This is a genomic window from Acidianus infernus (assembly GCF_009729545.1).
Lineage (GTDB): Archaea > Thermoproteota > Thermoprotei_A > Sulfolobales > Sulfolobaceae > Acidianus > Acidianus infernus.
Genome location: NZ_WFIY01000004.1, coordinates 1,265,171 through 1,287,104 on the forward strand (window position 1 = coordinate 1,265,171; position 21,934 = coordinate 1,287,104).

Consider the following 21,934-nt stretch of genomic DNA (forward strand, 5'->3'; position numbering starts at 1 on the left):
CATAATAAAGATCATAGATTAAGAAAATATTTTTCATAATAACATCAACTTTTTAAACAAATATTATTGAGAAAAATTATGACAGGATGTTGTATCCAAGATGAACAAGACCTTTGCATGGAATATTCTCCGAAAATATATCAGCTAATAACTAGAAAGTACACTCTAGCTATCTTGCTGCTCCTAGATAAATATGATAAAATGAGATTTAATGAAATAATGAGAAAGATTAACGGGATAACTCAAAGAATATTATCTATGCGATTAAAGGAGTTAGAGAAAGCTTATCTAATAAGGAGAGAAATAGATAAAAACGGGAAGACAGTAATGTATTCCATTACAACACAAGGTAAGGCATTAAAAAATGCCATGTTAATGCTTTTACAGCTTACAAATTTACTATCTCCTCCTAATAATCCGGAGAAGGATTATTTTTGTTGAGACTTACCATCGTTTTCAACTATTGGAGTTGCGGCCTTGCCCAGCTCTTTTAGCATAAATCTTAAATAAGCTAACGTCTTTTTAACGTCAGGATCGTCAAACGAGGCTAATAGTTCCACTATATTAGACTGATCACCTTCCTTAACCATAGCTTCTGCCGCCCTGGACAAACCAGACGTTATCACGTCTAAAACTCCATGTTGTTCTAACGTTGATAATATCTTACCTATCTTATCGAGGTGCTTAGCTATAGCCAATGTACCGTTAATGAAATCTTCTGAGCTAACTTGTCCTGAGTCTATCATTTCTTTCAAATCCCCTAACAATTCCACGATTGCCCTAAAACTTTTAGACCTTAAGAAAGACATGATTTTATTCTCATCTTTAAGCAAATCTAAAATGCTGTCTAGGAGACCAGTAGAATTAAGGTAAATTACTATTTCCTTTAATTTTTTCATTCCTTCAATATAATCCTCATCATTGTCAATACTCATAAGCCCCTCAGATACTTTTGGACTTTATATATAAAAGCTTTATTTACATTATAATTTTCTTTTATAGCTTTATGTAAAGAAGATTTAGTCTTTGAACAAGTTTTATAAAAAACAAATTTAAACCTAAATTCTAAACTTATCTTATGAAAAATCTATTGTGGTTACAAGGAGGAGCTTGTGGAGGAAATACACTATCTGTATTAAATGCTTCAGATCCAGATTTATTCACATTTTTATTTACCCATAACGTTAAACTATTGTGGCATCCTTCATTATCGTTAGATAATAACATAACCCAAATATTAAATGATATTATTTCCGATAGGCTACACTTGGATATACTAATCTTTGAAGGAACAGTAATTATGGGACCCAACGGTACGGGGATGTATGATATATTCGCTGGTAAACCAATGATAGAATGGTTAAGGAAAATAGCCACAAAAGCTGATTATATTATCGCTGTAGGCAGTTGTGCATCGTTTGGAGGAATTCCTGCCTCAGAACCCAACCCTACTGAATCCACTGGATTACAATTTCATAAAAAAGATTGTGGAGGATTCCTTGGTAAAAATTTCAAGTCAAGAAAAGGATTTCCAGTAATTAACCTTTCTGGCTGCCCAGTTCATCCAGAATGGCTTTTAACAACTTTATTGTTAATTATAGAAGACAAATTAAGCCAAGAGGACCTAGATGAATTCAACAGGCCAAGACTATTTTATTCTACAACAACGCAGTTCGGCTGTCCCAGACAACCTTATTTTACCTACAAAATTTCTACAAAAGAACTAGGACATAGAGAAGGTTGTTTATATTTTGAGCTGGGCTGTAGAGGACCTTATACAAGAAGTTCCTGCAATAATATACTATGGAACAATCAAAGCAGTAAGACTAGAGTGGGCACTCCGTGTATGGGTTGTACAGAATTTGATTTTCCGTCATTCAATTTCTTTAAAACCGAAAAGAATAGATCAGGGATTCCTAAAAGGCTACCTCTTGGGGTAAGTAGAGGATCTTATGTTACTTTCTCTGCAGTAGCTAAAGCCTCTGCACCCCAATTCCTCCTAAGGCCTCTGGTAAGAAAGGGAAAAGGCGATTGGATTGAATGAGAAAATTATAAGCCCTCTTAATAGGGTTGAAGGAGATCTAGATTTAAAAGTTATAATCGAAAATAATCGAGTAATTAGAGCTTACCCGATGTCTAGATTATTTAGAGGTATAGAAATAATATTAAGGAATAAATATCCTATGGATTCGCTAGTAATTACGCCCAGAATATGTGGAATTTGCGGTGCATCTCACCTATACGCTACAGCACAAGCTTTGGACATGGCATACAACGCTTACGTTCCCCCTAACGGCGTCAGATTAAGAAATGTAATGGCATTAGCTGAAATGGCACAAAACGATGTAAGGCATACTTATTTGATGTTCTTGATAGATACTGTTAATAAAAAATACGAAAATCTACCTTTCTATAAAGATATGGTATTAAGATGGGCTCCTTATATTGGAAGTTCTTATAAGGAAGCAGTAAAATGGTCTAAAAAGTATACCGAAATTTACGCGATATTTGGCGGTCAATGGCCTCACGGATCAGCAATGGTTCCAGGTGGAGTTACAACAGATCCGTATTATAACGACATAATGAAAGCTAAAGGAATCCTAACTCATATAACGGTAGAGTTTCTAGAGAAAACCGTGTTAGGAGGGCCATTATATCAATTCCTTGAAATCAATTCTTTAAATGGATTAGAGCAATGGTGTACTGACTATCCTAACGGAGACTTATGCAAAATCTGGAATTATGGAAAAGATATGGGATGGTTGGAATTAGGCAGAGGATCCAACTATCTCATGTCTTTCGGTCACGTACCATTAGCGGAGAAGTACGTTCCAGGTAATAGTAAGTTGATGTTCGATAAAGGTATAATAAATTTGGAAAATTGGGAAAAAATTGATTTAGATCAGAACAATATTCTAGAATTTGTGTCAAGTTCTTATTATACTTACGATGAAGGCGAAAAGATAGGGCTACATCCATTTGATGGCGAGACTAAACCGTTACCTCCAAATGCTAGTTCTAGTAAATATACATTCACAAAGGCATTCAGATATAAATTGGGAAACTCACTTATCGCTCCAGAAGTGGGAGCAATATCAATGCTTACTGTAGGAGGGAACAGTTTAATGGTGGATTTAGTAAGAAGATTTAAATCGAATGTGCTATTAAGGGAAATAGCTAGAATAATTAGATTGGCCCTAATTCATAAGATTATCATGGACGAATTGAACGACTATGATATAAATAAACCGGCATATAAAAAACCAGATGAAGTTAACACTACTAGAGGATATGGAATGCTGGAAGCACCTAGAGGTTCTTTAGGTCATTGGATAGTAATAAAAGAGGGTAAGATATATAATTATCAGATAGTAACTCCAACGCAAATAAATATGGGACCAGAAGATCCTTTCGGTAACTTAAGTCATCTGAGCTTATCCCTTCTTGGAACAGAAGTTAATGATGTAAATAATCCAATAGAGGTTGCTCACGTAGTTAGATCTCACGATGCATGTATGGTGTGTAATGTACACTTCTTCGATTCAGGATTAGAAAAAATGGTGATAAGGCTTTGAAAATAATAGGAATAGGTCACGAGGATTTTGAAGAAGAAGGAAAAATTGCTAAAGATTTTGGAGGTGTTTACATAGGAAATAAATTAATCTTACTTGAAGATCTAATGAAGAATGAAGATGAAGTAATAATTATAGATTCGCTAAGGAGAGAAGGGTTCATAGTCATGACGGTGGAGAATATTTATCCAGGAATTTTCTCTTATAATGAGCTTGAGAACTATCTCCTAAACGCAAAAATAAAGGGAATTAGCCCAAGAATTACAATAGTAGCATTCTCTAAAAATTATGAGGAATTAGTAAGATGCTTTCTGAATTGCAAGCTCTCGAAGAAATAAATACTGCACCTAGAAGAGTTGACGAGTTAAGATTAAAGGATATTAATATTGACGATCTAATAAATAGAGGATTAGTCAAAGAAGAAAACGGCTGGCTTTACTTGACTGACGCTGGAATAAAAAGATTAGCAGAGTTATATGGAATTTTGGACTCTCTACAAGAAATTTACATCAATATGGCTAATGGAATTAAGACTAAAATAAGCGAAATAGATGAGAAAGTTCTAAACTCTGGCCTAGTAGAAATAAAAGGCGATTATGTAGAATTAAATTTTGAGGGAATAAAACTAATTGCTCAAAGGATTGCGGAAAAAATGTCCAGAGCCCATTAACAGAAACCTCCTATTCTCTTTTTCGAAATCAGCTTACTTCCCTCATATATGCTTACTTCTGTAACAAAGCAAGAATCTAAAGAACTTACAGCCAAGGAAATCTCCCAGGGGTTTTTTGGATCTTTAACTGGAATTCCTTTAACGGCGTACTCTAATGCTCCACCCGGAGAAGCATTAAATGATGTTGGTTGTATTATAGCATAATCATTTACTTTATCATCTTTAATTGAAACTTTGTGTAAAAGGGATCCTCTTATAGATTCAATCGTCCCTATGCCGCTTCCCAAAATCTCGTATCCATCAGTCTCTCCATCAAAATCAGTTAATTCACTCAGTAATTTACAAGCTACTTTTATTCTACTAATTTCTCTAAGTAATGGAGATGGACCGTATTTATTATGGAGACTTTTAACCATGCCATCAAAGGTTAGTGCTTGAGCTAAGGGACCGACTTCCACATGATCACCATTATATGTTACATCTAACCCAGTATCCTTTAACTTAGACAAATCGATAGTAGCTGAAAACGGAAAACCTACCACTAGGTATTTACCTATTCCGGCAGTCCAGTAGGGTACTTTTTTAAGTAAAGCTAGGTCTCCTTTTAGTTCATCAATATTATTTATGCTAAGAAATTCTTCAATTTTCATACCTATGACTTCCTCTTCAACCACTTTTCTAAGAAATTCGATGTCATCTTTACTTAGCTTGACCTTAAATCCTTTATTTAGGTAATTAGTGGAAGGCCATTTTCCTCCTATTTTTTCCATAATTTCCTTAACTTTTTTGGAAAAAGGAATTATCCTTTTAAACCTTTCCCCTGTGGGAAAATCGTAATTTCTATCTCCTATATATGGAAACCAATATACGTAAGGATGCTTAATATGACTTTCTATTATTTCTAGCGATACAGCAATTCTTGATAATATTTCACTATTATGATTAATAATACTTATAGCCCGTGCGAATGCAGAAACGTGGGACTGACTACAAGTAGCCAGAACTCTTGGTATAATATCTTGAACTTCTCTAACTTTCTTATTTATAAATGCTTTTTCATATCCCCTTAATTTATTCCCAGAAGATTGAGCAGATACAACTACGTTATTTTCAATATTTATTCTTAAACTAATAGCTTCAAGATCTAATGGATTCATTAAATAATCTTTGAAATCTTTCTTTTTAATGCTATCTAATTAAAACTGTATATAAACAATACTTTTAAATGTTACCAATAATTCTTAATTATGTGTTTAAGTTTTCCAGCAAAAGTCATTGACGTTCAAGATAGTATAGTTTTCGTGGACTATGGTAATGGAATAATAGAACCAGTATTAGCTAATGGTTTTGAAGACCTTAAGCCAGGGGATTATGTAATAGTTAGTTACGGCATGATATATGAAAAAATTTCAAAAGAAGAGTTCGACGAAATTCTAAATTACGAGAAAGAAATTAACAGCGTGATCCATAATGTATGACCCATATGATATGGCATACGTAGGTAAGGTTATTAAAATTAATAATGAAGGCTCTGCAATAGTTGACTTTAACGGAATAAGAAGAGAAGTTGAGCTTGGTCTAGTAAACGCCAAAATAGGAGACTATGTCTTAGTACATGCAGGCTACGCCATAAAGGTTATAAATGAAGAAGACGTTAAAGATGAGCTGAAAAACTTCATAAAATCATTAAAATAGGCAATGAGAGACTACTATTATGAAGGCTTATAGAATACTTGTCTCTGGCATTGTGCAAGGAGTAGGTTTTAGACCATTCATCTATAGGATAGCGGTAAAATCTAATGTTTACGGCTATGTAAAAAATTTGGGCGGAAGCGAAGTAGAAATTAAGATTATAGGCAGAGAAGAAAATATAGGCAAGTTCTTTTCCCTACTTTTCTCTAAAATTCCACCACCGGCTAAAATCGAAAAAATACTGATAGAAGAAGATAATGTACAAGACATCCACGAGTTTAAAATTTTGCCTAGTGGCAACGTAGTAAATGAACCTAGTCAAATACCTCCAGACCTATCAATATGCGACGATTGTTTAAGAGAAATTTTGGATCCTAAAGATAGACGATATAAATATCCCTTCAATAGTTGTGCCTACTGCGGACCAAGGTATTCAATGCTTTACAAAATTCCGTATGATAGAGAAAATACTGCTATGAGAGATTTTCCTTTATGTGATAAATGTAAAGCAGAATACGAAGATCCTGAAAACGAGAGACGATTCGATGCACAGGGAATAAGTTGTCCTATTTGCGGTCCTAAAGTTTTCCTCTCTACAAGTGATGGAGAAATAATACAAGACAAAGATCCCATAGCTACTGCTGCTAAGCTTATTGAGGAAGGGTACATTTTGGCAATAAAAGGAATAGGAGGTTTTCACATTGCAGCCAACCCATTTGACGATGACGTTGTAATAAAACTAAGAGAAAGGAAAAACAGACCTCAACAGCCTTTTGCACTAATGGCTTTATCAGTAGACGTTATTAAAAAATACGCTGAAGTAAGCCAGTTAGAAGAGGAATTACTAAAATCCTTAGAGAGACCTATAGTATTACTTAGGAAAAAAGAGGATTCAGAAATTTCTAAGTACGTTTCTCCTTACCTAGATAGAGAAGGATTCTTCTTATATTATACTGGATTGCATTATTTACTACTCGACAATCTTAAGGAAAAAATATCAATAATGACGAGCGGAAATAAACACGGCTTACCAATGTGCACCGATGAGGAATGCGTGAAAACTAAACTAAAAGGAGTTGTAGATTATATTTTATATCATAATAGAAAAATTGTAAATAGAGTTGATGACAGCGTGATAAGAATATCTTCAGGGAGAATTATGTTCCTCAGGAGGAGCAGAGGATATGCCCCCACATGGATAAGAATAAAGAGAAAATTGAGAAAAGTTACTGTAGCGGTTGGCGCAGAACTACAGAACGTTGGTGCTGTAGCTTTCGATGATAAGGTTATCCTTACTCAATACATAGGTGACACTGACGAGCTAAACACTCTAGAAGAACTGGAAAAATATATAAAGTTCTTCTTAAATACCTACCACCTAACTCCTGAAGTTATAGTAGCAGATAAGAATCCAGCATACCAAAGCACTAGACTCGCTTCAAAACTTTCAGAAGAATACTCAGCAGAGCTGGTACAAGTACAACATCACTTAGCTCACGGGCTAAGCGCCATGGCTGAATATGGTCTCAACGACGCTGTAGGTATAATAATTGATGGCATAGGTTACGGAGACGACGGTAACGGATGGGGCGGAGAGGTAATCAACATAAAAGATCATGGAGAAAAATATTCAAGAGAATATCATTTAAAATATGTACCTTATACTGGCGGAGACATAAATTCGTTAAAGCCCGATAGAATGCTAGCACTATTTCTCTCAACGTTTATGAATTGGAACGAAATTCAAAATTATGTCAAATTAAGTGATACAGAACTAAAAGTATTAGAGTATCAAACGAGGAAAAACAGATTATTTACCTCAAGTACAGGGAGATTTTTAGACTCAATCTCGGCGTTACTAGATATTTGCCATTATAGAACTTACGAAGGAGAACCGGCAATAAAGCTTGAGGCCTTTGCAAGAAACGGTAAGTTACTAGATTTCGAATTTCCAATAATTAATAACGAAATAGACACAACTGCGGCATTTAAGTGGATTATTGAAAACGGAATTCAAGACAAGCCAAGTATTGCGTATACTATACAATATGAGCTAGGAAAAGCGTTAGTTCGAGCTGCTTTGAAACTTAATCCAGAAAAAATAGTAGTATCTGGTGGAGCGTCAGTTAACGAATATATACTAAAAGGTATGATAGAAAATTCAGAGGGGGTCGAAATACTTACGCAGTCTAAAGTACCGCCTGGAGATGGAGGAATAGCGTTGGGACAAGTTTATTACATCAGTGAAGAAAAATGAAAGTCGTAATAGGGGTAGGAAATATTTTTATGAAAGACGATGGTTGCGGAAGCTTTATAGCCCAAGCATTAGACGGGTTAATTCCAATAGATGTTAAAGACCTGGGAATGGGAAGTTTATCTATAATAGATGATATAAGGGATTACGATGAAATAATCATTATTGACGCAGCAGATATAGATAATGACGTAGAAGTTTTTGAAATAAAAACTGAATTAGAAGATGAAATTCCTCAAGCAGTGATTTCGATGTCTTTAGGTGGCTCTCACTCCATGTCTATGAGAGATATACTTACAATCTTAAATTCTGATGGTAAAAATAGAAAAATTATTGTAATAGGTTGCAAGCCAAAGGAAATCGATGTAGGATACGGTTTAAGCGAAGAAATGATTAAAAACGGATTAAAAGCGATAGATAAATTGAAAGAATTTATAGATTTTGACGTAGATGAGGCAAAGAAACGATTTCTTTCAATTATACGAGAAATTAAACGCTAATATTGAGGTAATAAATTTAGAGAAAGTGCTTTGATTATACTAGCCAAGGTCTTTACTTCACTCATTCTTTCCCCATGTAATTTCCAAGCTACCTTCCTTCAGCTCAACTTTCTTTTTAACAAAAGCTCAGATTCCCAATAGTTTTTTGTCAATCTGATTTAATATTTCACTCATATTATCTACAATAGCTATATACTTTAGAAAATCCTCGTGGCTTTATAATATTTTTCACAAACATCAACTAAATCTCCCTTATTCAGAAACTCGCCAGCTGTCTCCAAATAGAAGTTCTACTTGCTGACCTCCTCCCCGCTAGCGAGGGTTCCCCGAGGTCTTAGGGGTTACACCCCCTTTGATGGGTGCTACTCGGTTATGATCCACGATGAAAGACAAGGGTTTTTTCACTGCGTTAACGATTACTCCTACTGCCTTCTTTAGAATGTTTAACGCGCCGTTTAGGTCGCTATGAAGTTTATGACCCTTGGGACAAATGATTACTCCTCTTGGGTTCCTCTTAACTTCCACGTCGTGGTAAGCACAGTACTTGGACGTATTGTACTCAACGACTTCATACACCTTCATACCATATTCTTGAGCCTTCAATTCTATGGATTCCATTAACTTACGATAAGACCACATATTTACTGTGAACTTGTTGCCTTTTTCTTGCACAATGTTGAATGGGTAACCTAAGTAGATTGTTGATACTCCTAGTTCGTGGAGTGTTTCAATAAGGTGAGAAGCTAAGTTACGGTAGAGGTGAAGGAGCCTCCTAGTTAGTTTCTTAAACAACCTCCTCCTTTCCCTTAACAATTCTAGATAATTTTTTGAGTATTTAACTTCGTAGACACCCTCCTCCGGTATTGCGGAAGTAGAAGTCGGCTTCCGCTCCTCATAAAGTTGACCAGAGGAGGGCATCTTAATTAATAGGTATCGTTGGCGTTTAAAAGGCTTTACCCCGCCCCTAGAAGGGGCGAAGTTTGTCCTTCATTTTATCAAGTAGTATATTTGCTTACTTTAAATCGACAACTTAGCAAATACCGTTAAGATGATATCGCAAGGCCTTTATGATTGATTTTCCTCATTTGGTTGAATTACTCTAACTCCTACATTAAACATTTGTTTAATTACGTATTCAACTAGCCTTATATTTACACCTTTCTGACCTATGAAGCCTCCGGACTCTTTCTTTAATCTCACTACGAGCTCGTTACCTTGAAAATCTACATCCTCAACATGCTTAACTACCCAAGGTAAAGGATGCACCGCCCTTATCATATCCTTAAAGTCTAACTTTAACTCCACTACTCTAACCTTCATCTTAGTATCGCTCTCTATTCCGTTAATCCTTTCCCCACTTTTACCTATTAGCCTACCAGCATTGCCTTCCTTTACTACTATTAATGCATCAGGAACATGCTCTGAGGTTATATTAAGCTTTTTCTTCTCTTCTGAGAACTCAACTACAGTTATTATATCTGCATCTGGAGCGCGAATTTTTGCTGAATCCATTACCTTCTTTTCGGCTTCGCTGAGTTTTCTAGACCTTAATTTATACTCTAGCAAAAGCCTTATTCCCCTCTTAGTCCCTGCCCTAACTATATCTTTTATTCCTAAGTCCACAACCTTTGCGTCTTTCTCGTTCAGTAACACTTCCCTTATAATTTCAGAAGAATCTGCCTCATTACTTAAAGTCTGGAAAACAGGGTCTCCAGCAATAATTAACCTTGAGTTCTTCCCTGACCTTATGAACAGTTCTAATACGCTTTCGGGCTTCATTAACTGAACATCGTCTAAAAATATTATCGAGTCGTTGAAAGACCTCCCTCTTAGGTACCTTGAATCGAGCACTTCTATTTTACCGGAAGAGAATAAATCATCTATAGTTTTCTCTTCCGCAAAACCACCCAAGACGTCCTTTATGTAATCCTTTACCATATCTTCATACTTGTCATACTCTTTTCTTGTTAATTCTTCCTGAGTTACTACATCAACTATAGGCTTTGCTACAATTAATTTTCTAAATTTTCCAGTAGATACTGCATCAATACTATAAGCTAATGAGAATAGACTTTTCCCAGTTCCAGTGGGACCAAATACTCCTATAATATTATAATTGGAGTTAGTAAGTGCGTTAAGTAATTCTTCTTGGCCTTTACTCATAGGTTTGATTGACTCTAGCATATGATAATATTTGAAGAAGGATTTTTGAGGTTAACTCATCGTACGCGTATCCCCGTAAACCCCAATTTACACTGAGAAATATTTAAGCTTACACGCGCACGATTTCATTTTTTACTTGTAGTTAATGACTAAAAATGAGATTCACGTAGCAATTGACGAGGCGGGAAATCCAGATAAAAACAGTTTATAATTTTCAGCAGTCAAAATGCAAGATATAAAAAGTTACCTAACGAGGAAGTAATAAAAGATGCACGGAGGCTCACGGGCAAGAATATAAAATATTTTAAATGATCTGAGGATTTCCCTAAACAATCCAAGTTAGGAAGAGACATAAAAGGGATTTTCGTGAACAGAGTATAAGTTATGCCACGGGTAAGCACCATATCTTTAAGAGAGTGGAAGGTGAAAATATATAGCGAATTATTCAGGCATATCTTTAAGAGAGTATATAGAAAGGAGGTAAACATTAAGGACTATTGATAAAAGACAGCAAAACGGAAGAAGAAGTAGTATTTATCATAATTTATAAATTTAAGATATCATAATAAACTATGTCATCTATCTTTGACAGTATAAACTCCTGGAATTACAGACCGTTTAGAAGAATGGGAGTCACAATATGTGAGGAACTGAGGATAGGTAAACTCGTTTCATCAATAATAAAGAGGATCAATCCCAAGAAAGCCCTAGAAATAGGTTGCGGTAACTGTTTAGTTACGTTAAGCGTTGAGAAGGAGACCAAACTTCCTTCCCTAATTTCAATAGAAGTATGGAAGGATGAAATTACAGACAAGGAAGTCAAGGACTATTTAAGAGGTGAGGATTACAATTTAGTGGAGAACTTGTTTCCTTTACCTTTCAAAGAGAAAAGCTTCGATTTAGCTTATTCTGTCCTTTATTTTTATAATAAAATAAGAAAGGAAAGAAACTACTTAGCCAATGAGATAAGCAAAGTAATAAAGGATAACGGGTATTTCATACTTATTGAACCGGAGATTGTTAGGAACATGAGGAAAGATTTCTTCAACGCGGGATTTTCTGAAGTTGAATATCATGTAGACCAAGGAATATTCTTCTCATTAATGAAGAAAGTTGATACTGATAATCAAAAGACTACTGGCATTACGTGATCTTTCAAGAAGTCTTGGTACTATTTAACGTGTTAACGCATTGGTCTTTTTCTTCCTCTAAAAGCATTTATAATTATCAATTTTTGCAACAACACAAAGAAACTAAACATCTGAGCTTCGAGCAGCTAGATTTTCGCGAATCATTTTTTCTCTGACATTTTATTCACGAGCATTGCCTCATTACTTCTTTCTCTTTTCACTTATTTCCAAAGTTCTCGGGCCTTAGCTCTGCCTGGAATGGTTACCTCCCAAGGGGGCTCATTGATTAGAGCTCAGAGAACCACCACCAGAGGAATGTTGAGGAGGAGAGTCATTAACGTCTTGGGCTATCCATCCCCTTTCATTCCTTAACCCCCATTCTTTGTAAACTTCTTTTCGGGAATAACAATATGTTTCGGTAATAATTATTAAAGCGTTCTAGCATCGTTTTATAACCCTTAGAAAGTATATTAACACATGATAATCTGCACTACAGTTAACGATAGCATGAAATTCGAAATCTTCTCCAAAGCGAAATACCTAGTATTAATGAATGAAAATGGAGAAATTATAGAAAAGAGAAATAACCCTGCACTCAACTCCCCAATGAAGAGACCGGCTGTAGCTAAAGAATGCGTAGAGCTTAAGGCAAGCACAGTTATAGCTCCTCATGGTTCATTATGCTTCCCTTCATATAGAATATTAAAGAAGGCAGGAATAAAGATGTTAATAGCAAATCCAGGGGAGGACTTGAGAAGTAGCAACTTGAAGGAAGTAAATATGAAGGAAGTGATTTACTCCAGCTTTTTAGCAATGAAGGAAAGAATAACAGAGCATTAAATCTCTCTCGCTTTTAATATTCTATGCATTTACTTTACTCAACCAGGGACGAAGTTTTTAATAAGATTTCTTTACTTCCTATTGGCAGTATTGAACAACATGGACCCCATTTACCAATGGGTACAGATGCAATTATTGCAGAGGAGATAGCTAAGAGAGTAGAGAGCGAATTTAAAAATGACGTGTTATTATTCCCTACAATTTATTATTCATGCTCCATTGAACATAGCGGTTTACCTTATGTTGGAGTATCTTATATTACATTCTACAACTACTTAGTAGAGGTAATAAAGAAGGCCTTAGAATTAACTAAGGCAGTAATAATAGTCAATGCACACGGAGGAAACCAGGCAATTCTAGAGGTAATAAAGAGGGAAATAAATCTAAATAGAGGTGACAAAAAGGAGAGCTATGATAACAAAAAAGTATACATATTCTACCCTGACTATAACTTCTTTCAAGGCGAGGACTTACATGCGGGAACTGTCGAAACTTCAACGATAAAATACCTTCATCCGTCCATTGTCAAAGAGAACAAGGTGGGCAAAGATTTTTCAGTAAAAGAAGGAGTATTCAATACAATAACCACAGCAGAAGCTAACCCACAAGGAATTATAAATATTGGAGAATTTAAAATTGATATAAATATTGGAGAGTCGTTCATAAGGCATAATGTAAATAAATTAAAGGAATTAGTTCTTAAAATATTGAAAGAAAATAAATAAATGCCATCTATTATTTTCTAATTATAGAAATTTTTTCATTTCATTCAAACTGGAATGCATACCTTTTAATGAAAGCAGTATTCCATTATCTTGCTCAATTATCCTTTACAGAAACGGGGGTTAAGGAATGAAAGACGATGGATAGCCCAATACGTTAATGACTCTCCTCCACAGCTCGAGTGAGGCGCAACAGTATTTATAGATGAAAGTACCCTCAAATGGTTCTCTGGACCACCAGAATCGATGAACCCCTTGGAAGGGAACCAGGAGGAAGTCAGTCTTAAAGACTATGCACGCTCAATTAAGATGGGTTTCATGTAAAAATATATTCTTCTTTTGTTGTAATACATTTTATGACTAAAGTAATTAAGAGATCAGGAGAAGAGGAAGAATACCTCTCAGATAAGCTTTATAATGCATTAATAAGAGCAGGTGCATCAGATGAAGTTGCGAAGGAAATTGTAAAAGAGATCGACGAACGGGTTAAGGAGAGGGAAAAGATTTCAACAGACGAAATAAGGAGATACGTTTTAACTAGGTTACAACAACTTGAGCCTGAAGTAGCAGATGCGTGGCAGTTCTACGATAGAGTATTTAAAGGAAGAATAACCTTTGAGAACGGTAAGGCAATAGTTGTTGATAAAGGAAAACTGTACTTAGGCAGAAAAGTTAAGGATTTTAACGGTAAAGGACTTGAAAACGCAGAGCAAGTTAAGGAAATACTAGATGAACTAAAAGAGGACATGGACTACGGCCTTAGTCCCAAAGTTATTAATGCAAGACTTTACGCATTATTTATGGGCGTACTTCATAAGAAGGACATGCCGGAAGGCGAGAAGGAGAAGGCCATAAAGTACATTAACGATTTCAGAGAAAGTCTGGGTTGGAAGCCTTATGAGCTAAAATATCCCTTACAATCTTAGGAGATTTCCTCTAAAGGAAAAAGTTTACTAAAATTAATACTACATGTTCATAATTAACTAAATAACAAATCTTTATAATTCAATACAGAATATAAAATTTATAGAACGCTCTTAACTGAAAAGACTTTCATATTATTTAGCTACTTTCTTCCTTAAAATAATTAATATCCAGAGCTCCATGACATCAGGAATTGGAATATAATAATAGACAGGCTGACTTCCTCCCCGTCAGCGAGGGTTCCCCTCATCGATTTGGGTTTACATCTCTCATTTGAGGGGCAGTCGAGAGGGTCAGAGACCCCCTCCCATTTAAATTCGTGACTGCAATAACGTCACGATCGTTCTCATAGCCACATGAGGGGCAGTGAAAATACCTATGAGCAATCTCAGTCATCTTCTTGCCACACTTTGGACAAGAAACTGAGGAATATCTAGGATTAACATACTTAACAATCAACCCATGCTTCTTAGCCTGCCACTCTATCCAATACTGAATACGACGATATTGCATTAGGTAGAGTTTATCGTGAAACTCACTTGGTAGCTTATCAACGTTCCTGATGAGGTTCTTCAAGTTCTCCAACTTTATAACGTTGGCACCCAAATCCTCAGCAATCTCAATGGTCCATTTGCCAACTTTCCTAGCAAAATCCTCCATGATTCGTTTGGCCTTTTGATGAAAAGAGCGTATCCTATGTAGAATTCTCTTGTTCTCCTTCCACCTTCTAGGATACTTCTTTTGCAAATTCTCAGCTAATGACTTGAAGTGATAAGCATCGTGAAGGCGAGTGGGTATCCTAACGTAGTGAGTGTCATCCTTACCAACGACAATATCGCTCATGTTAATATCTACGGCAACACTACCTTTGGGTTGTATCTTAACTTTTGGTTTCTCAAAAACCACCTTAAGGAAAGCTTTGCCATCCTTGATTGTTAGCCTAGCTTCTTTCATCTCCCATGCTAAGTAGTCCTTTAGATTTCTAGGATAACCTAGTATTGGTAGTTCACCAACACTTGCTATCTTAACTACCATTTTCTCTAACTCCACACTGTAGCTAGCTTTTGGTGTCAACCATACAGTGGGCTTATAAACTCTTGGAAACCTACCTTTTTTCGGGTTGTTATACCAACCCTTGTATGTTGCCAAGGCATCACGATAGCAGTCTTGAGCAACCTTTGATGGTAGATTGTACTCTTTCCTCAGCTTTTCATACAATCCCTCGTGCACTTTAGAAAGTGTGCCCTTTTCTTCAGGGTTTTTCACGTTCTCTTTCAACCAGAACAAGGTGAAACGGAGTGCTTTTACGTAGTTGTTCACGAGGGCTAGGAGGGAGTTAGACAAGCCAATCTTCATTGAAACCGTAGCTCTGATTGGGTTTTTCTCCCTCCTAGCCATTGAATATTGGCAGGAAAAGAAGTTTAAAAAAGCTTTCTATAAGGGGGCTATCCATCCCCTTTCCTCCCCCTTAACCCCCAGTTTTGTAAAACCAAGACCACGAATATGGAGGTTTAAACATTATAATCCAATAAAGTATATCCTCAGCCAGCGAACCGTATACAAAATACCAAATAGTTAAGAGCGAGAAAAGTTTCCTCGAAGCTAAGTAAGAAGGATAAAGGAATAATGCCGTATATAAAAATCTGTAGAAATATAACGAAGAACAGTTATTAAGTGGTGATAATAATCCTTGCTTTGGATCCCAATCCATTCCTGCCTCTAACATGGCATAAAATAAGGAAAAAGTGGTCATTATAATTATTCCCCTTTTATTTATTCTGTATTCAGTTTCCATAAATTGGAGCTATTAATATCTCAATTTAAACTTTTCTTATGAAAACTAAGGGCTTGTGAAAAGAGACCTAAGGACATTTTTATATGTGCAAGACAAATAATTTCAAAGAATATGGAACTAAAGCAACATCTAATAAAAACTAAATTTTGATTTTAATTGTATAAATTCTTTTTATTAGATTTTTATTCCAGAGTAGTTACGTGGCACAAGAATATTGACGATAATAATCATTAGAGATTGTTCTCCATGAGCGTTAACCAAAAAAGGATATAAGGAATATTTAATATCGATGATGACTTTTTGGGGACTAGATAGGTGAAGAAGCGATTACTCGCTGAACTTTAAAACTCTTATTCCTCCTTATACTTATGCCAATAAGGGATGAGCAAACTTATGCAAAAATGAGTTACAACGATTTCAAGGTAGCTTTTGAAAGGCTGAAGAGAGGAGAATTAAAACTTTCAGCCTGGAGAGCTTACAAGTCGTTGAGAAGAATGCTTCAATCTTTAGCAATGAAGTATGACTTGCATAGAAAGGATACGCCGTGCGCTGTGCCTAAGAATTGCATGATAAGAGTTGCTGAAGAACTGGAGAAATATTACAATGGCATTACAGAAATGACTAAAGAAGCATTAAGACTATTTGATGAATGGAAAGAAAATGACGCTAGAAAAGAAGATATAATAAAATTACTTAAAGAGCTAAGATTTGAATGGATTTCCTCTCACCTAACTAAGGAAGAGATAAATGAAATAGAGGAGATTAAGAAGGAATTAGAAAATCTATGAGGTCAAGCTTTACTCCTAGATCTTACAAATAGGACTGTTAAATAGAATAACTTTTATGATATAATTTCTCGTAACTGCAATGGCCGTATACTCTTATCGTGGAACTTACTTTTGTTTTCCTCGTTTGGCTAAACCACTATCTTAGGATTAACAAGAGCTATAAACTCTTTTATATTCCTCGTTTATTTTAAAGCGTGAGTGGAAATAGAGTACAAAGATTAAAAAGGAGAGCCTTAAGGTTCTTAGCTGACGCAAAGAATGATTATAATGAAGGTTATTACGATACTAGCACATTTCACGTAGAGCAAGCTTTACAGCTTTATATTAAAGCAATAATTTTTGAACTCTTCGGAAAAGATTATGTAGGGTATGGAATAAGGGAATTATTAGGTTATTTATCCAAATTGCTAAAGGAAAACGGTTATGAAGATTTGTCAAGAAAGTTAAATGAACTTATCAGAGAATATAGAGAGCAACTAATTTCTATTGAGGACGCATATATAGACTCTAGATACGAGGATATAGATTATTATGAAGAAGAATCAAAAGAACTAATTGATGTCGCAGATAAAATAATCAATTTCCTAGAGGAGGTGGCTAAAAACGTTAAGTTGGGTTAAGTTCAGATTTTCACATTTAAGAAGATGGAGGGAATATGCAGAAAAGATTGCGAGAGCTGTACACGATATAGAACCTAGTGCGGAAGTTTATATAATAGGGGGCGTTGCGGAAGATAGGATTACTGTACTTAGCGATATCGATATTCTCATAGTCATAAAAAGGAAACTTTCAGGAAAGGAAAGAAAAGAGTTATCTAAAAAAGTATTAATTAGAGCTATGGACTTTTATAGTCTCCCTTTTGACGCTCCAGTAGAACTCCATATTGAAGATGAGGAAAACGCAAAAAGATTCTTATCTACCTCAAAGAAGACTATTAAAATTACTGAATAAATGAAAACAGAGACAAAATTTATTAATTGAAAGTATTTAAACTAACATATAGTTGAGAACTCTATATATCCTAGAATTTATTACTAATTACCGCACAAAAAGAAGTTCTCTATTCCTTCGCAAGGTAGAAAACCTTGGGTAGACTATAAGAAATATCAAGAAGATAGATTCAAGGAAGCATTATATGAGGCGGATCTAGCAGAGAGATTCTTAAATGATGGATTAATAAGAAATTCCGCTGGAAAGGCTTACCAAGCGATCAAAGCGCACGTTGCGGGGTTAGCAATAAACTATAGAGAGAGATTTATTATCTAAATACTTTCCCGCTGACTTCCTCCTAAAGGGTTCCCTTCAAAGGGGTTCATCGATTCGCGTGGCTCAGAGCATTGGAAGAGTGAGGACTTTCATTCACCTAGTCCCTTATTGTTGGTTGCTCATACTTGAGCTGTGGAGGAGCATCATTAACGTCTTGGGCTATCCATCCCCTTTCCGCCCCCCTAACCCCCATCTCTGTAAAAGGAGATTATCACCGAGGAAAGTTGTAGAAAGAGTAGATTTGATTATTGCTATTATGCCCTCAACTAGATTAAGAGAAATAGCCAGTATAATAAATGACAATAAACTTAGATTAATTGTAGAAATAGCTTTAGATTTACACTAATTCCAGTACAATGGAAAGGATAGCGAAATTTCAAGAGGAACTTGTAAAAAAGGACATCCTGGAAGTGACAAATTTCATTGAGAGTAGGGTAAAAACACCGTAAGCTAAACGTAAAAAAGAAATTAAACTTGTATGCGAAAGCTAATTTTAAAAAATATACTTCTAAAAGGAAAATATGAACCCCCCTACTCCTATAATTAAGAGGCCTAATTACTCTTTTGAATATCCCCATGAAAGGAAAAGTACTAGGGAAGGAAGAGGGTTTAGTTTAGGAGAACTTAAGGCCGTGAATTTAACCCCTGAAAAAGCTAGAAAGCTTGGACTAAGGGTTGATAAGAGAAGGAAATCTGTTCATCAGGAAAACATTGATGCTCTTAAAAAATATTTGGATGAATTAAATAAAGAAAAGAATACTCAATCTAAGGCATAAGGATTTCTCAGTTATTATTAAAATAAATTTTTATGCTTAACGTCAAATAATTTTTTAAATACATTTTATTATCATTTTATGAGATGGCTAAGGAAGTATTTTTACGTCAATCTTCCGGCCTAGTAAGAGATGTGAGCCCATGGCCTTCAATGTTAGCTAACTGGGCTTTAATAACTGGAACTCCTCTTTTAATAATCTCATGGCTATAGTTAGCCCCAGGGGCTAACTGGGCTTTAGCTTATTTGATTACATTAATTCCAACCCTAGGTTGAGATTGCTCATAGGTACTTTCACTGTCCTCGTGTGGTTATGAGAACGATCGTGACGTTATTGCAGTCACGAATTTAAATGGGAGGGGTCTCTGACCCTCTCGACTGCCCCTCAGATGTAAGCCCAAATCGATGAGGGGAACCCTCGCTGACGGGGGAAGTCAGAATACTTTCCTTGGTATTTATGTACGGTTCAGGATTTGCAATGCTAAATTAGTAAACCTAAGAAAAGGTGTTGATGTAGGATTGGTATTTAAGGAAATACCTCCTGAATAAGGAAAACTACTTTTTTCATTTCTCTCACATTAGCATATAAGATATCACTTTTAGATCCGAAAGTATGTAACTAATCCTGACATACTCGTTTGGTTCATGAGCCGTCTCGTCGCAAGTCATCCAAACTACTGGGTTTAATCCTAAAGACCTCAGATATTTTGCGTAAGTACCTCCTCCTATACCTATTGCCTTAGCATCAATGCCTTTTACAGCCTTTATTGCATTCTTTAACAATTTTACAGTATCAGAATTTTCGTCAGTAGGTCTTGTAGTATCCTCCCTATTAACTACCTCGACTTCAACCTTACAATTATTTTCTGCCTCAAACCTTTTTACAATTTCATTTATTGTATTTAAAACGTCATCAACGTCATATTGAGGAAGAATTCTACAGTCCATGTAAAATGTATGCTTTCCTGGTATGGTATTAACGTTTTCCACGTTCTTCTCAACTTTAGTTATCTCAAATGTCGAAGTAGGTGGTTCAAATAACTCGTTTTTTGCATCATATTTTTCGTGAAGTTCTTCATAAAGAGTAACGCCTAATATCATTGAAAGAAGGTGAGCGTTAATCCCCTTCTCCGGCGTGCTTGCGTGAGCTTGTTTACCTATTACAGTAAATTTCAACCATAAAATGCTTTTTTCTGCAACTTCAATCATTGATCCTTCTGGATTACCAGCGTCTGGAATTAATATTATATCATCCTTGTTAAATAAGGAGTAATTCTTAGCCAAGTAGGAAACTCCGTACTTACTTCCTGTCTCTTCATCTGCTGAAATTAGCAAGGAAAAATTAATGTTGGGAGTAAGATTTAATTCCTTAAGAACTTTAGCTAGCGTAATTCCTAAGACAATTGCTTGCCCATCGTCCTCAACCCCCCTACCGTAAATATAATCTCCTTCAACGGTAACGTCAAATGGATCAAATTTCCATAGACTCCTATCTCCTTCTGGGACAGTGTCCATATGAGCTATTATCCATAATGTCTTACTCTGATCTCTTCCTTTTATTGTCCCAATAAGGTTTGGCCTTACTTTTGAAGGAACTCTTTCATCTTTTACATCTATCTCCTTGACTTCGTCAAAGTATTTTTCCATAATTTCCTTTAATTTCATAGCTCTAGAATATTCTCCTTCACCACCATTTTCTGGACCTAAGGCTTTTATTGGTATGAATTCCTTATAGAGAGAAATAATAAAATCTTTTTGGTCTTCAATGGCTTTATATAAACTTTCCAATAATTTCTGTTCCATATTTCAAGGTAACACAAAAGGAAAATAAGCATTACGTGTTAAGACCTAATCTTTAGCTAATGCTACTAATGAAACGATGATACAAATTTACTTCTTAAAAGGGCATAAAAATTCGGGAAAGATAGTATTATAGCATATCAAGAAGGATATTATAATGTATCCTGCTTTTACGCAGAACAAGTGGTGCAATTGAAAGCTAAAGCATTTATTTTTAGGTTTTATGCCAAGGATTCTCGGAATAAGGGAATTGCTTTCAATAATTTACAGAAACGAAAACATCAAGAACTTCATAGATAAAAATAAGAGATAATTAAAAGAACTTGAGGAAGAATATGCCGACTCTAGATAAGGGTTCTCGCTGAGGAGTGCTTAAATTTGATGAATTCAATATTTAAGAAGAGTTTCCTAGGCGTTTACTTTATTGGATTCCTATAGAGTTTTTACTCTTTTGAAATATTAAAGGAAGGTGGTGCGAATTTCGTTAAAGCAAAAGATTATATGTTGAATGAAAATCGTCATTAGTACTACTCTCTATAGATTATGTACTTCTTTATATCATATGAGGAAATATATTGAATATATAGAGAAAATATATATATAAACTTCTTTTAGTTAAATTTATGAAATTGATAGACGAGATCGAAAATGAACATGGCACTAACGTTTTAACTATACTTTCGGACCCGTTTTTCTTGTTCCCTTCAATGTTAAAAGCTACGAATGTTGAGAAAATTGATAATAAATACAAGGTAGAAATTCCAATAAAGGGAATCTTTTATTTGCCATTTAACCTAATAATTTACGTAACTAGGTATACCTCAATAAATTCAGTGAACTATGTCGTGAACGTAGCTGATTTCGCTGAGCACAGATGGGGAAATATATGGTTTGATATTGAAGATAAGAAAATTAAGTTGAACCTCGATATTTCTTTGCCACTAGATTTTATAAACTCGAAAATTTTAGAAAAAAGAGTTAAAGAATTCAAAGAAAAATTTAACGAATTAATAAGGATTGAAAGAATAAAAAGAAAAATTTGAATT

Annotated in this window: 29 protein-coding genes and 2 pseudogenes; 23 read left to right on the forward strand and 8 right to left on the reverse strand. The window is 35.3% G+C overall.

Going from position 1 to position 21,934, the window contains the following annotated elements; translation table 11 throughout:
- Positions 1-78: 78 nt before the first annotated feature.
- The gene (locus D1867_RS07465; RefSeq protein WP_155863462.1) at positions 79-441 is read left to right on the forward strand and encodes a winged helix-turn-helix transcriptional regulator; all 363 of its coding nucleotides are present in this window, start codon (positions 79-81) and stop codon (positions 439-441) included.
- Here the strand turns inward: D1867_RS07465 and D1867_RS07470 are convergent.
- Complete coding sequence (locus tag D1867_RS07470; RefSeq protein ID WP_155863464.1) at positions 429-935, reverse strand: helical membrane plugin domain-containing protein; 507 nt, start codon at positions 933-935, stop codon at positions 429-431. The two genes, D1867_RS07465 and D1867_RS07470, sit on opposite strands and share 13 nt — an antisense overlap.
- Before the next feature lie 143 nt (positions 936-1,078).
- Here D1867_RS07470 and D1867_RS07475 point away from each other — a divergent pair, with 143 nt between their 5' ends.
- From D1867_RS07475 to D1867_RS07490, 4 genes are read left to right on the forward strand one after another with little or no spacing between them, the layout of a single operon-like run.
- Entirely contained in the window at positions 1,079-2,044 is a 966-nt protein-coding gene (locus tag D1867_RS07475) for an NADH-quinone oxidoreductase subunit B family protein (RefSeq protein WP_155863466.1), read from the forward strand.
- Positions 2,037-3,575 carry a nickel-dependent hydrogenase large subunit gene (locus D1867_RS07480; protein ID WP_155863468.1) on the forward strand — a complete coding sequence of 513 codons (1,539 nt, stop codon included), beginning with the start codon at positions 2,037-2,039 and terminating at the stop codon, positions 3,573-3,575. The genes D1867_RS07475 and D1867_RS07480 overlap by 8 nt, the downstream gene beginning before the upstream one ends.
- Positions 3,572-3,910, forward strand: coding sequence for a hypothetical protein (locus D1867_RS07485; RefSeq protein ID WP_155863470.1), 339 nt, complete (start codon positions 3,572-3,574; stop codon positions 3,908-3,910). Before D1867_RS07480 ends, D1867_RS07485 begins: the two co-directional genes overlap by 4 nt.
- Complete coding sequence (locus tag D1867_RS07490; protein WP_240872192.1) at positions 3,889-4,242, forward strand: hypothetical protein; 354 nt, start codon at positions 3,889-3,891, stop codon at positions 4,240-4,242. The genes D1867_RS07485 and D1867_RS07490 overlap by 22 nt, the downstream gene beginning before the upstream one ends.
- Here D1867_RS07490 and D1867_RS07495 read toward each other — a convergent pair.
- A complete protein-coding gene (locus tag D1867_RS07495; protein WP_155863474.1) occupies positions 4,239-5,399 on the reverse strand; it encodes a nickel-dependent hydrogenase large subunit in 1,161 nt (386 codons plus the stop codon). The genes D1867_RS07490 and D1867_RS07495 overlap by 4 nt on opposite strands.
- Positions 5,400-5,489: 90 nt before the next feature.
- Here D1867_RS07495 and D1867_RS07500 point away from each other — a divergent pair, with 90 nt between their 5' ends.
- Genes D1867_RS07500 through D1867_RS07515 form a run of 4 tightly spaced genes read left to right on the forward strand, consistent with a single transcriptional unit; the run spans position 5,490 to position 8,688 of the window.
- Positions 5,490-5,720 (forward strand): HypC/HybG/HupF family hydrogenase formation chaperone, encoded by a 231-nt coding sequence (locus tag D1867_RS07500; protein ID WP_155863476.1) that lies wholly within the window; start codon positions 5,490-5,492, stop codon positions 5,718-5,720.
- Positions 5,713-5,937, forward strand: coding sequence for a HypC/HybG/HupF family hydrogenase formation chaperone (locus D1867_RS07505; RefSeq protein WP_155863478.1), 225 nt, complete (start codon positions 5,713-5,715; stop codon positions 5,935-5,937). The genes D1867_RS07500 and D1867_RS07505 overlap by 8 nt, the downstream gene beginning before the upstream one ends.
- A 19-nt stretch (positions 5,938-5,956) precedes the next feature.
- Positions 5,957-8,191, forward strand: a complete 2,235-nt coding sequence (gene hypF / locus D1867_RS07510) for a carbamoyltransferase HypF (protein ID WP_155863480.1) — start codon at positions 5,957-5,959, stop codon at positions 8,189-8,191.
- The gene (locus tag D1867_RS07515) at positions 8,188-8,688 is read left to right on the forward strand and encodes a hydrogenase maturation protease (protein ID WP_155863482.1); all 501 of its coding nucleotides are present in this window, start codon (positions 8,188-8,190) and stop codon (positions 8,686-8,688) included. Before hypF ends, D1867_RS07515 begins: the two co-directional genes overlap by 4 nt.
- Positions 8,689-8,885: 197 nt before the next feature.
- On the opposite strand, the gene D1867_RS12765 is transcribed toward D1867_RS07515, so the two are convergent.
- The 3 genes from D1867_RS12765 to D1867_RS07530 all read right to left on the reverse strand — a co-directional run bounded on the left by D1867_RS12765 (position 8,886) and on the right by D1867_RS07530 (position 10,872).
- Positions 8,886-8,969 (reverse strand): hypothetical protein, encoded by an 84-nt coding sequence (locus tag D1867_RS12765; protein ID WP_155864430.1) that lies wholly within the window; start codon positions 8,967-8,969, stop codon positions 8,886-8,888.
- Positions 8,970-9,000: 31 nt separating this feature from the next.
- Positions 9,001-9,606 carry a zinc ribbon domain-containing protein gene (locus tag D1867_RS07525; RefSeq protein WP_240872193.1) on the reverse strand — a complete coding sequence of 202 codons (606 nt, stop codon included), beginning with the start codon at positions 9,604-9,606 and terminating at the stop codon, positions 9,001-9,003.
- A gap of 147 nt (positions 9,607-9,753) precedes the next feature.
- Positions 9,754-10,872, reverse strand: a complete 1,119-nt coding sequence (locus tag D1867_RS07530) for a PhoH family protein (protein WP_155863484.1) — start codon at positions 10,870-10,872, stop codon at positions 9,754-9,756.
- A 551-nt stretch (positions 10,873-11,423) separates the two neighbouring features.
- On the opposite strand from D1867_RS07530, the gene D1867_RS07535 reads away from it, so the two are divergent.
- The 4 genes from D1867_RS07535 (at position 11,424) to D1867_RS07550 (ending at position 14,469) form a co-directional block, all read left to right on the forward strand.
- Positions 11,424-12,002 carry a methyltransferase domain-containing protein gene (locus D1867_RS07535; protein WP_155863486.1) on the forward strand — a complete coding sequence of 193 codons (579 nt, stop codon included), beginning with the start codon at positions 11,424-11,426 and terminating at the stop codon, positions 12,000-12,002.
- 456 nt (positions 12,003-12,458) lie between these two features.
- Positions 12,459-12,821, forward strand: a complete 363-nt coding sequence (locus tag D1867_RS07540; protein ID WP_155863488.1) for a NifB/NifX family molybdenum-iron cluster-binding protein — start codon at positions 12,459-12,461, stop codon at positions 12,819-12,821.
- 23 nt (positions 12,822-12,844) lie between these two features.
- Positions 12,845-13,546 carry a creatininase family protein gene (locus tag D1867_RS07545; protein WP_155863490.1) on the forward strand — a complete coding sequence of 234 codons (702 nt, stop codon included), beginning with the start codon at positions 12,845-12,847 and terminating at the stop codon, positions 13,544-13,546.
- Positions 13,547-13,899: 353 nt separating this feature from the next.
- Positions 13,900-14,469 carry an ATP cone domain-containing protein gene (locus tag D1867_RS07550; protein ID WP_155863492.1) on the forward strand — a complete coding sequence of 190 codons (570 nt, stop codon included), beginning with the start codon at positions 13,900-13,902 and terminating at the stop codon, positions 14,467-14,469.
- Between the two features lie 244 nt (positions 14,470-14,713).
- Here the strand turns inward: D1867_RS07550 and D1867_RS07555 are convergent, their stop codons facing one another.
- Positions 14,714-15,865, reverse strand: a complete 1,152-nt coding sequence (locus tag D1867_RS07555) for an RNA-guided endonuclease TnpB family protein (protein WP_155863494.1) — start codon at positions 15,863-15,865, stop codon at positions 14,714-14,716.
- Between the two features lie 70 nt (positions 15,866-15,935).
- On the reverse strand, positions 15,936-16,262 hold the full coding sequence (locus tag D1867_RS07560; RefSeq protein WP_205737143.1) for a hypothetical protein: 327 nt from the start codon (positions 16,260-16,262) through the stop codon (positions 15,936-15,938).
- Between the two features lie 368 nt (positions 16,263-16,630).
- On the opposite strand from D1867_RS07560, the gene D1867_RS07565 reads away from it, so the two are divergent.
- The 8 genes and pseudogenes from D1867_RS07565 to D1867_RS12770 all read left to right on the forward strand — a co-directional run.
- Positions 16,631-17,050 (forward strand): hypothetical protein, encoded by a 420-nt coding sequence (locus D1867_RS07565; RefSeq protein ID WP_155863496.1) that lies wholly within the window; start codon positions 16,631-16,633, stop codon positions 17,048-17,050.
- A gap of 194 nt (positions 17,051-17,244) precedes the next feature.
- The gene (locus D1867_RS07570) at positions 17,245-17,670 is read left to right on the forward strand and encodes a HEPN domain-containing protein (RefSeq protein ID WP_338077998.1); all 426 of its coding nucleotides are present in this window, start codon (positions 17,245-17,247) and stop codon (positions 17,668-17,670) included.
- A gap of 46 nt (positions 17,671-17,716) precedes the next feature.
- Entirely contained in the window at positions 17,717-18,001 is a 285-nt protein-coding gene (locus D1867_RS07575; RefSeq protein ID WP_338078111.1) for a nucleotidyltransferase domain-containing protein, read from the forward strand.
- 225 nt (positions 18,002-18,226) lie between these two features.
- The gene (locus D1867_RS12435; RefSeq protein ID WP_338078112.1) at positions 18,227-18,316 is read left to right on the forward strand and encodes a hypothetical protein; all 90 of its coding nucleotides are present in this window, start codon (positions 18,227-18,229) and stop codon (positions 18,314-18,316) included.
- Positions 18,317-18,374: 58 nt separating this feature from the next.
- Positions 18,375-18,662 (forward strand): hypothetical protein, encoded by a 288-nt coding sequence (locus tag D1867_RS12255; RefSeq protein WP_205737144.1) that lies wholly within the window; start codon positions 18,375-18,377, stop codon positions 18,660-18,662.
- A gap of 175 nt (positions 18,663-18,837) precedes the next feature.
- Complete coding sequence (locus D1867_RS07590) at positions 18,838-19,092, forward strand: 50S ribosomal protein L13e (RefSeq protein ID WP_155863498.1); 255 nt, start codon at positions 18,838-18,840, stop codon at positions 19,090-19,092.
- 83 nt (positions 19,093-19,175) lie between these two features.
- Positions 19,176-19,361, forward strand: a pseudogene (locus D1867_RS12440) (APC family permease); the annotation flags it as partial.
- Between the two features lie 13 nt (positions 19,362-19,374).
- Positions 19,375-19,483: pseudogene (locus tag D1867_RS12770) on the forward strand (transposase); the annotation flags it as partial.
- Between the two features lie 178 nt (positions 19,484-19,661).
- On the opposite strand, the gene D1867_RS07600 reads toward D1867_RS12770, so the two are convergent.
- Positions 19,662-20,891 carry a M20 family metallo-hydrolase gene (locus D1867_RS07600; protein WP_240872195.1) on the reverse strand — a complete coding sequence of 410 codons (1,230 nt, stop codon included), beginning with the start codon at positions 20,889-20,891 and terminating at the stop codon, positions 19,662-19,664.
- A gap of 129 nt (positions 20,892-21,020) precedes the next feature.
- On the opposite strand from D1867_RS07600, the gene D1867_RS12445 reads away from it, so the two are divergent.
- Together D1867_RS12445 and D1867_RS07610 are read left to right on the forward strand one after the other, a co-directional pair.
- Positions 21,021-21,188 carry a HEPN domain-containing protein gene (locus D1867_RS12445; protein ID WP_338078113.1) on the forward strand — a complete coding sequence of 56 codons (168 nt, stop codon included), beginning with the start codon at positions 21,021-21,023 and terminating at the stop codon, positions 21,186-21,188.
- 323 nt (positions 21,189-21,511) lie between these two features.
- Positions 21,512-21,931 carry an STK_08120 family protein gene (locus tag D1867_RS07610; protein WP_155863500.1) on the forward strand — a complete coding sequence of 140 codons (420 nt, stop codon included), beginning with the start codon at positions 21,512-21,514 and terminating at the stop codon, positions 21,929-21,931.
- Positions 21,932-21,934: the final 3 nt, after the last annotated feature.